Annotated in this window: 6 protein-coding genes and 1 pseudogene; 1 reads left to right on the forward strand and 6 read right to left on the reverse strand. The window is 69.0% G+C overall.

Translation table 11 applies throughout. The features are described from left to right. The coding region (locus tag PHC73_RS10300) for an LLM class flavin-dependent oxidoreductase (RefSeq protein ID WP_300127611.1) at positions 1–703 on the reverse strand (703 nt) is incomplete at its 3' end. Between the two features lie 134 nt (positions 704–837). On the opposite strand from PHC73_RS10300, the gene PHC73_RS10305 reads away from it, so the two are divergent. Then, entirely contained in the window at positions 838–2034 is a 1197-nt protein-coding gene (locus PHC73_RS10305; RefSeq protein WP_300127614.1) for a class I SAM-dependent rRNA methyltransferase, read from the forward strand. A 57-nt stretch (positions 2035–2091) separates the two neighbouring features. Here PHC73_RS10305 and PHC73_RS10310 read toward each other — a convergent pair whose 3' ends face one another. The 5 genes and pseudogenes from PHC73_RS10310 to PHC73_RS10330 all read right to left on the reverse strand — a co-directional run. Beyond that, positions 2092–2892, reverse strand: a complete 801-nt coding sequence (locus tag PHC73_RS10310) for an ABC transporter ATP-binding protein (protein WP_300127617.1) — start codon at positions 2890–2892, stop codon at positions 2092–2094. A gap of 156 nt (positions 2893–3048) precedes the next feature. Then, positions 3049–3930 carry a nitrate ABC transporter permease gene (gene ntrB / locus PHC73_RS10315; protein ID WP_300127619.1) on the reverse strand — a complete coding sequence of 294 codons (882 nt, stop codon included), beginning with the start codon at positions 3928–3930 and terminating at the stop codon, positions 3049–3051. Between the two features lie 48 nt (positions 3931–3978). After that, complete coding sequence (locus PHC73_RS10320; protein WP_300127622.1) at positions 3979–5268, reverse strand: CmpA/NrtA family ABC transporter substrate-binding protein; 1290 nt, start codon at positions 5266–5268, stop codon at positions 3979–3981. 179 nt (positions 5269–5447) lie between these two features. Then, a complete protein-coding gene (locus PHC73_RS10325) occupies positions 5448–5660 on the reverse strand; it encodes a hypothetical protein (protein WP_300127625.1) in 213 nt (70 codons plus the stop codon). A 194-nt stretch (positions 5661–5854) separates the two neighbouring features. Beyond that, positions 5855–6314 (reverse strand): annotated as a pseudogene (locus PHC73_RS10330) (hypothetical protein); the annotation flags it as partial.

Genomic DNA, 6314 nt, shown 5'->3' on the forward strand with positions numbered 1-6314 from the left:
GCCCCATCACCTTCTTGGCGTACTTGTGGCCGAAGAACGACAGGTACGAGAAGGAATAATCGTTGAGCAGCGAAAAGTCATAGGTCTCGACGCTGCCGCCGCCCGGAATCCACACCGGCGGGTGCGGGCGCTGGGCGGTGCGCGGCCAGGTGTTCACGTAGCGCAGCTGGTTGTACTTGCCGTTCCAGGTGAACACCTCGTCCGTGGTCCAGGCCTTCATGACGAGGTCATGCGCCTCGTAATAGCGCTCGCGCATCTCGGACGGGTTGACGCCGTAGCAGTAGTTGGTGTCCATGGACGTGCCGACCGGGAAGCCGGCAATGAACTTGCCGCCCGACAGCACGTCCAGCATGGCCATCTCCTCGGCCACGCGGATCGGCGGGTTGTACAGCGCCAGGCTGTTGCCCAGCACCACCAGCGAGGTGGTGTCCGAATGGCGCACCTTGCGCGACAGGATGGACGCCATCAGGTTCGGCGACGGCATCAGGCCGTAGCCGTTGCTGTGGTGCTCGTTCACGCCGACCGCGTCGTAGCCCAGATCCACCGCCGTTTCCAGCGCGTCGAGATACTCGTGGTAGTACTGATGGCCCTTGCGCGGGTCGTACAACGTGCGCGGGATGCTCACCCACACGCTCGGGTAGCGCTTTTCGAAATCGGCCGGCAGGTCCTTGTAGGGCATCAGATTGAACGCGACGACTTTCATGTGGCCTCCGTTTCCCGCCGCAGACGAATTCTGAACGAACGACTGTATAGCAGAGCCAGCACCGCTTGCGCCAGTTTGGTGGCCGGCGACCGGCGGACCGATAATGCCGCCCCCTGTTTTGCCCGGACCACGCCGTGAGCTTCGCCCCGCTGCGCCTGAAAAAGAACGAAGACCGCCGCCTGCGCGCCGGCCACCTGTGGGTGTTCAGCAACGAGGTGGACATCGCCGCCACGCCGCTGACCGCCTTTGCCCCCGGGCAAATCGTGACGGTGGAAAGCGCCCGCGGCGCGGTGCTCGGCACCGCCTACGTGAACCCGCGCTCGCTGATCGCCGCCCGGCTGCTGTCGCGCCGCGTGCTGGACGGCGACGATGCCGTAGCGGCGCTGCTGCGCCGGCGTCTGGCCGATGCGCTCGCGCTGCGCCAGCGCCTGTACCGCACGCCGCACTACCGGCTGGTACACGCCGAAGGCGACGGCCTGCCGGGCCTGGTGGTGGACCGCTACGGCGAGCAGCTGGTGCTGCAGGTCAGCACCGCCGGCATGCAGCGCCTGCGTGATGCCGTCGTCGCCGCGCTGATGGAGCTGGTAAAACCGGCCGGCATCCTGGCGCGCAACGACGGCTTCGGGCGCGAGCTCGAGGGCCTGCCCACCGGCGAGGCCGAGGTGCTGCACGGCGAGGTGCCGGACTTCGGGCAGGTACTGGAAGGCGGACTCGAGTTTCGCGTGCCGCTACACGGCGGGCAGAAATCCGGCTGGTATTTCGACCAGCGGCCAAACCGCGAGCGCCTGCGGGCCTACGTCCAGGGCGCGCGGGTGCTGGACGGCTTCTGCTATGTCGGCGCCTGGGGCCTGCAGGCCGCCGCGGCCGGCGCCGCGCAGGTGTTGTGCGTGGATGCCTCCGCCGCGGCGCTGGCCTGCCTGTGTGATAACGCCACGCGCAACGGCCTCGCCGAGCGGGTGCAGTCCCAGCAGGGCGACGCCTTCGAGGTGCTGGGCGCGCTGCTCGAAGCCGGCGAGCGCTTCGACGTGGTGGCCATCGACCCGCCCGCGTTCATCAAGCGCAAGCGCGACGCCGATGCCGGCATGGAAGCCTATCTGCGCCTGAATCGCCTGGCCATGCAGCTGGTGGCGCCGGGCGGTTATCTGGTCAGCTCATCGTGCTCGCACCACCTGCCCGAAGCCGACTTTCGCGACCTGCTGCGCCGCGCGGCGCTGCCGCTCAACCGCCGCCTGCAGATGCTCGAGCGCGGCCACCAGGGACCCGACCATCCGCTGCTGCCAGCCATGCCGGAGGCGGATTACCTCAAGGTGGCGTTCTGCCGAGTGCTGTAGACATGTGATGCATATGATGGATCGGCGCTGCCGGCCATCGAGTACGCCAAAAACACCTCACGCCGCCGCGCCGGCAGGATGTCCCGCATGCAGAAAGCGCAGCACCGCGGCGCGCACGCGGGTGTAGACGTGGTCCTCGGCCAGCGCCAGACGATCACGCGGGCGCGGCAGCGGCACCGGTACGATCTCGCCGACGCGGGCATTCGGGCCGTTGGTGAGCATGACGACCTTGTCCGACAGCAGCACGGCTTCGTCCACGTCGTGGGTGACGATGATGACGGTCATGCCGAGCGTGGCCTGGATTTCCAGCAGCGAGTCCTGCAGCGAGGCGCGGGTAAGGGCGTCGAGCGCGCCGAAGGGCTCGTCCATCAGCAGCCCCTTCGGCTGCATGGCGAGCGCGCGGGCGATGCCGACGCGCTGGCGCATGCCGCCCGAGATTTCGCCGGGCTTGCGGTCGGCGGCGTGCGCCATGTGCACCTCGTCGAGGTGCTGCATGGTCCAGTCGTGGCGCTCGGCGCGGGTCTTGGTCTTGCCGAACACGCGGTCCACCGCCAGGCGCACGTTGTCGTAGGCGGACAGCCACGGCAGCAGCGCGTGGGTCTGGAACACCATGGCGCGGTCCGGGCCGGGCTCGGTGACCTCGCGGCCCTCCAGCGTCACGCCGCCGCGGCTGGCGCGGTTGAGGCCGGCGATCACGTTCAGCAGCGTCGACTTGCCGCAGCCGGAGTGGCCGATGAGCGCCACCACCTCGCCGCGCGCCACGTCGAAGCTCGCGCCCTCCAGCACGGTGAGCGGGCCCTTGGGGGTGTCGAAAGTGACGTCCACTTTCTCGACGGTGAGGAATCTCGATTCGTTCATCTGTGTGCTCCTGGGCAGAGGTCACGCGCGGGCCATGGCACAGGGATGCGCCACCGGCGGCAAGGCCGCGCCTTACCGCCGAAGGAAACCGAAAACCACGCTTTTCGGTTTCCGTGGGCTGGGCAGTCCGGGACGGACTGATTCAGCCCGTCCGAATCAAGGCAAGCGCCGCGCGATCAGCAACAGCGCCTGCTCCAGCAGCAGCCCCACGGCGCCGATGACGAAGATGGCGATCAGGATGTGTTCGACGTTGAGGTTGTTCCACTCGTCCCACACCCAAAAACCGATGCCGACGCCGCCGGTCAGCATCTCGGCGGCCACGATCACGAGCCACGCCACGCCCACCGACAGGCGCACGCCGGTCAGCACCTGCGGCAGGCTCGACGGCAGCAGGATGCGCCGGAACACCGTCCACTCGGACAGGCGCAGCACGCGCGCCACGTCGAGGTACTCGCGCGGCACCTGCTGCACGCCGGACGCGGTGTTGATGATCATCGGCCAGATGCTGCAAATGAAGATGGCAAAGATGGCCGACGGCTCCGCCGACTTGAACAGCAACAGCCCGATCGGCAGCCAGGCGAGCGGCGACACCGGCCGCAGCAGGCTGATGACCGGCCCCGCCGCGGCGCCGAGAAACCGGAAGCGGCCGATCGCAAACCCGACCGGGATGCCGACCAGCGCCGCGGCGCCAAAGCCGAGCCCGACGCGCTTCAGCGACGCCAGCACGTTCCAGCCGATGCCCTGGTCGTTCGGCGAGTTCCGGTAGAACGGGTCGCTGAACAGCTCGACGGCGGAGCCCCAGGTGGCACCCGGCCCCGGCAGGCGCGTGTTGGCGGCCAGCGCCGACCACAGCAGCACCAGCACCAGCAACCCGGCCAGCACCGCCACGGCGCGCTGGGCAAACGCCCGTGCGTGCGGGTTCGGCCCGCTGGCGCGCAGCCAGGCCGGGGCGGCGCGTGGCGCCGGCTGGTCGCTCGCCGCAGGCGGCGCGGCGTCGGTGGTCACGGGCGCGGGCGCCACAGGCTCGGTCGCGGTCATTGGCGCCTCCGGCGACGCGGCGGGAAAGGCAATCACGCTGACCATGGCTTACACCTTGAGGGCGAAGGATGCCGTGTAGGCGACCGGATCGGCGCCGTTCCAGACGGTGCCGTCGATCAGCGTCGAGCGGCGCAGCGTGTCCTTGGGCACCGCCACGCCCGCCGCGGCGGCGGCCTGCGCGTACACGTCGATGCGGTTCACGGCCTTGGCCACGGCCAGGTAATCCGGGTCCTTGTCCATCAGGCCCCAGCGGCGGTGCTGGGTGAGGAACCACATGCCGTCCGACAGCCACGGGTAGGTGACCTCGCCGTCGCGGAAAAAGCGCATCGGCTTCGCGTCCGTCCAGGTCTTGCCGAGGCCGTTGTCGTACTCGCCAAGAATGCGGCCCCGGATGATGTCCACCGGGCAGTTGACGTAGGACTTGGCGGCGATGGCGTCCGCCATCTCGGGGCGGTTTTCCTGCGCGTCGCACCAGCGGGCGGCGTCCAGCACGGCGGTGGTCAACGCACGGGCGGTGTTCGGGTACCGGGCCACGAACTCGGCCGTGGTGCCCAGCACCTTTTCGGGGTGATCGGGCCAGATGTCCTGCGAGGTGACGGCGGTGAAGCCGATGCCATCGGCAATCGCACGCGCGTTCCACGGCTCGCCCACGCAGAAGCCGTCCATGTTGCCGACGCGCATGTTGGCGACCATCTGCGGCGGCGGCACCACGATGTTCTTGACGTCCTTGAACGGGTGGATGCCGCTCACGGCCAGCCAGTAATACAGCCACATGGCGTGCGTGCCGGTGGGGAAGGTCTGCCCGAAGGTGTAGTCGCGCGCCTTGCCGTCCACCAGCTTTTTCAGCGCGGCGCCGTCGGTGACGCCGGCGGCCTTCAGATCATTCGAAAGCGTGATGGCCTGCCCGTTGTTGTTGAGCGTCATCAGCACCGCCATGTCCTTCTGCGGGCCGCGGGTGCCGAGCTGCACGCCGTAGACGAGGCCGTACAGCACGTGCGCGGCGTCGATCTCACCGTACATCAGCTTGTCGCGCACGGCGGCCCAGGAGGCTTCCTTGGTGGGCGTGATGCTGAGGCCATACTTCTTGTCGAAGCCCTTCAAGGCTGCCATCACGACCGGCGCGCAGTCGGTCAGCGGGATGAAGCCGATCTTGAGGTCGGGCTTCTCCGGCGCATCCGAGCCGGCCGCCCAGGCGGCGCTGCGGATCGGCGCCGGCACCAGGTTCAGCAGCGCCGCGGCGCCGGTGGTGGCGAGCGCGCCGCGCAGCAGGCTGCGGCGGGCGGGGTTGACCGGTGCCTCGGCAGTGGCCGGGCTGAGGTTTTTGTCGACGTCGTCCATGCGCGCGCTCCGTGAGTGTCCAAGTCAAAAAAAAGCCCACCGTCACGGCGTGTGACGGTGGGCTCCGTTGCCCCTGGCCGGCGCGCCGTCGCTGGCGCCCCGGGCCGGTGATGTGGGTTCCGGCGACGACCGCACTGCCGCCGCCGGAACTGGTTTCGTTAGAGCACGCGGCGTGCCAATCAGCCGCCGCACGCCAGCAATATCAACAGCGCGATCGGCAGCAGCAGCGACAGGCCCTGCCAGAACCGCAGCGGATTGCGGCCGTACGGCGGCTGGCGGCGCTGCGGCGCGGTGCCGGCGGCGCCCACGAACCCGGCTTCAAGATCGCTCACCAGGTCCGCGGCGTGGGCGTAGCGATCGTCGGCCTGCACCGCCGCGGCGCGCGCCAGCACCGCATCGAGCCAGGCTGGTCGATCGAGCTTGCCCCGCCAGGCCCGGATACCGGAGCCAAGAGAAAAAGGTGGCCCACACCCCGCTGGGCACCGACCACCCGCCGTCAAGAGGCGTCAGAGTCTGTGAAGAAATGCGCGTGCCGCGCATGTCTTGCGTCGCCCGTCCGGTACACGCCCGGACGGGCTCACGCGAGTCAGGCCTTGATTTGCAGCCACAGCCAGCCCTTGCTCACGTCGCTGGTGTCCGGCCGTCCGGCGACGAAGGCCGGCGCATCCGTGCTGTAGTCCGCATACTTCACGCCGACCGTGTATTTCTCGGCGAAGGTCTTGCTGAGCATCACGCCCCACTCGCTGCCGTAGTCGGTGCTGCCGGCGTCGGATTCGTAGCTGTCGTAGCGCACCAGCCAGTCGACCGCGAGACCCGGCACCGGGCCGCCGACGGTGACGTAGGTGTCCTTCAGGCCCGCCGCCGGCGTGCGCAGGAACTGATCGGCCCAGCCGTTGAAAGCATGCAGCGTGGCAAGCGGCGTCTGCAGGGCGCGGGTACCGTTCACGGCGCCGCCCTCCAGCAGCTCGCAGGCGACCTTGAAGTTCACCCCGAACAGGCGCATGCCGCCTTCGAGCAGGCCGTAGTCCAGATCAAAGTTGCCCGGG

This window comes from Immundisolibacter sp., assembly GCF_028696615.1.
GTDB lineage: Bacteria > Pseudomonadota > Gammaproteobacteria > Immundisolibacterales > Immundisolibacteraceae > Immundisolibacter.

Coding starts and splice junctions, on each gene's coding strand:
- PHC73_RS10310 (WP_300127617.1), bottom strand. CDS start 2,892: ATGAACGAATCGAGATTCCTCACCGTCGAGAAAGTGGACGTCACTTTC.
- ntrB (WP_300127619.1), bottom strand. CDS start 3,930: ATGACCGCGACCGAGCCTGTGGCGCCCGCGCCCGTGACCACCGACGCC.
- PHC73_RS10320 (WP_300127622.1), bottom strand. CDS start 5,268: ATGGACGACGTCGACAAAAACCTCAGCCCGGCCACTGCCGAGGCACCG.